The organism is Bacillus sp. HY001 (assembly GCF_007558965.1).
Taxonomy (GTDB): domain Bacteria; phylum Bacillota; class Bacilli; order Bacillales; family Bacillaceae_G; genus Bacillus_A; species Bacillus_A mobilis.
Genome location: NZ_VLTE01000008.1, coordinates 1 through 3,145 on the forward strand (window position 1 = coordinate 1; position 3,145 = coordinate 3,145).

The 3,145-nt window shown below is 35.1% G+C and carries 2 protein-coding genes; one reads left to right on the forward strand and one right to left on the reverse strand.

From position 1 onward, the window contains the following. Positions 1–108: 108 nt before the first annotated feature. The gene (mobV, locus tag FOT98_RS07260; protein WP_000951567.1) at positions 109–1,353 is read left to right on the forward strand and encodes a MobV family relaxase; all 1,245 of its coding nucleotides are present in this window, start codon (positions 109–111) and stop codon (positions 1,351–1,353) included. A 29-nt stretch (positions 1,354–1,382) separates the two neighbouring features. On the opposite strand, the gene FOT98_RS07265 is transcribed toward mobV, so the two are convergent. Continuing rightward, positions 1,383–1,841 carry a replication/maintenance protein RepL gene (locus FOT98_RS07265; protein WP_001125937.1) on the reverse strand — a complete coding sequence of 153 codons (459 nt, stop codon included), beginning with the start codon at positions 1,839–1,841 and terminating at the stop codon, positions 1,383–1,385. Between the last annotated feature and the right edge of the window lie 1,304 nt (positions 1,842–3,145).

Below are 3,145 nucleotides of genomic sequence, written 5' to 3' on the forward strand. Positions count from 1 at the left end.
GAGCCTCGCAGAGCACGTCCAAATGAAATTTGGTATAACGTGCTAGACCAAATTATCGGATTCTCTCAATCTTCGTGCTATGCTGATTACCAAAAGGGGGGCTTACTTGTGGCTCATGTAGAAAAATATACAAAAGGCAGCGTACAAGGATTATCGATTCATTGGGACAGAAAAACAGAAAATCATTCGAATCAAGAGATTGATAATGAGCGGTCAAATTTAAATTATGATTTATGCGAAAAAGAAGGAGATACACTTTCCCGCATGAATGATCGATTACGTGAAGTACATTGTTTGAATCGGAAAGATGTAAAAGTTTGTAGTGATTGGGTTGTTACGTTACCAGAAAACTTGAAGGGGACTTCAGAAAAAGAACAACGTGAATTTTTTGAAAAAACCTATGAGTTTTTAGCGAATCGTTATGGCGGTGAAAAAAATGTATTGTCCGCTAACGTACATAAGGACGAAACAACACCTCATATGCATTTTGCTTTTATGCCTGTTGTTTGGGACGAGAAAAAACAACGGGAAAAAGTTTCAGCCAAAGAGGTTTTAACAAGAAAAGATTTAAAGACATTCCACCAAGATTTAGATACATTTTTGAAAAAGGAAATACCACACATCTACAAAGATGGAATTTTAAATGATAAAACGATTGGTGTTGATACCGTTAAGGATTTAAAAAAGCATTCTCTAGAAATAGAGAAACAAAAAAAGGCGATGGATGCGGAAGTAAAGATAAAAGAAAAAGACTTGGAGAGAAAAATCCAATCTTTAGATAAAGAATTTGAAAGTAAAAAGAAAAAGCTTTTAGATCTCAGTGAACAATTACCACAAGAAATCAAAATCAATGCAAAAGGGAAAGAGAAAAAAACAGAGGTTGTGAAAAAAGGATTATTTAAAACAGAAACGATAACCAAAAACACTGGGAATTGGATTATTGGAACGAACGAATTGAAAAGAGTACAAAAAATGGTGAACGCTGCCTATATGGTCAAAAGGGATTATGAACGTTTGCAAAGTACAGATTTGGTGGAAGAAAATAAAAAATTACACCTGCAAGTAGAGGGCTTGTCTAACAATTTAAAAGCATCTCATCAGATTAATGCGGAGTTGAGAGAGAGAAATAAAGAATTACATACAAAAATAGGCTCGTTACAAGCTCATATAAACGATTTGAAGATAAACGTAAAGGTTTTATATCAACAAACGAAAAAAGTCTTTAAAGAGCAATTTAAAACGTTTAGAGGGCTTGTTAAGAATGAACTAGTTGGAAGGGAAGTAGAGGATTACTTTGAGCGTGAACATAAAAACGAAATGACTAAACAACGAGGATATGATATGGAAAGGTAAAACCGCCTTAGAATCAATTCTTGGGCGGTTTATTCAACTGCATTAATTGGAGCCTTATTATTATTAAAATCTTCGAATCTAGCAAGTAAGTATTTCTCTTTTGTATCTTTACCACGATGAACAAGGCTTGGATGTATCATTATTGCTCCAGTTCTTCTAGTAATTATTTGGGCTTGCTCCAGTGTTTTTAATGTGTCTATTACAGTTTGTCTAGATACCTTGCTTTTTTCGGTCAATTCTCTTGTAGTTATAATTAACGTATTTGTTGATTTGTCCATGTTTTCTAATATGTATTTTACAACTTGCATTTTTTTATTACCTAAACTATCTATTAATTGAACGATTGCAGTTAAATATGTGATCATAAAACCATTTCTAGGAGTTTTCTTTATGACTTCATCAGTTTCTATTATTTCACCTGTATCTAGGTTTCTCCATCGACTTTTACCGTTATATATTATTTCGTTTTCAGTTTTTTGTTTTGGCATATTATCACCTTTCTCCTATATTTTTGTATTTCCATTTTATCATAATTAGACCAAAAGGTCAAAAAAAATTAGACCAAAAGGTATAAAAAATTAGACCAAAAAGTATAAAAAATTAGACCAAAGAAAATGCCCTTCAATAGCTATATATCAGCTTAAAATCTACTTTTTACCCCCTGCTTACTCTTTTCTATATATTTAAGGCGATAAATATCGCCTTAAATATATTCTTTTTTTATTTTTTTTAGAGGGCTTTCCACAATGCAATAGTCGAGTAGTATTTTTTGAGAAAACCACTCAAAAAATCTCCACTCTTTTGCTATTGCATAGTGAAATTCGGCAGGTGTGAGCATGTCGCCAAGCCGAACATACCAAAAACGAGGATTTAAGTTGCACGACTTGGACTAGCAATTGTACCTGCCGAACCGCCTTGATCTATCGTTCAAGAATTTCACTAATGCCATATAAAATTACGTTAAGTTCCTGGGGGCTAGCCCCCAAACCCCCAGCCAGCACTCACACCCAAAAACAAGGGGGATACCAATAAAAAAGTCAAAATCCTATATAGTGGATTTTGACTTTTTTATTGGTATTGAACTACAAGGGTCCCTACAGGCTGTTTTTGAACACCCGTAGTTCTTTTTAAAAGGGATTAATTTATCAGATTTATTAAATGAATAATTCATAAAATCCCCTTTCAATCACTCTGTTGTATGGCAATTTATCAAGTAGGCAGTTGTACATAAGTAGTGTATGCAGGGGACAAAAATGTGTATATAACTGGATAAGCCTTTTTTATTTTTGGCTTGGTATGAAAAAAGAACCCTAATGTTGGATAGGGTTCTTTTTAGGGGTAACAGTTGAAGGTTGAAGGTATATTTCATATTTATTATGTACTTTACTCTTATATTCATTCGAATAGGAAACACATATGTTTGGAGTAATTTGCAAAGCGATTGTTGGAAAAGGAAAAATTAGCGGTAAGTGTCAATGGTAAGCGGACTGGAAGGGGTCAGCGGTTTGTGCTGATCCATGAAAGGAGCATTAAGGAATTGACACGTGCAATTGATTCTTCACCCTCTTGGCCTGTCAAAACGTCAAACGTTTTGGCCTGCCAACCGGCGAGGGAGTCCCTCAAGGATTGAGGGGTTGGGGAGTTCGATTGATGGGGTCAAGGGGAAGAGTTCCCCTTGTAGGTTCGGACAAAGTCCGAGGTTTTTTTGCCATGCAAGGCATGGTTTGGCGAAGCCAACGAGCCTCGCAGAGCACGTCCAAATGAAATTTGGTATAACGTGCTAGACCAAATT

Excerpts from the sequence above, each read along its gene's own strand:
- FOT98_RS07265 (WP_001125937.1), bottom strand. The coding sequence starts at position 1,841 with ATGCCAAAACAAAAAACTGAAAACGAAATAATATATAACGGTAAAAGT.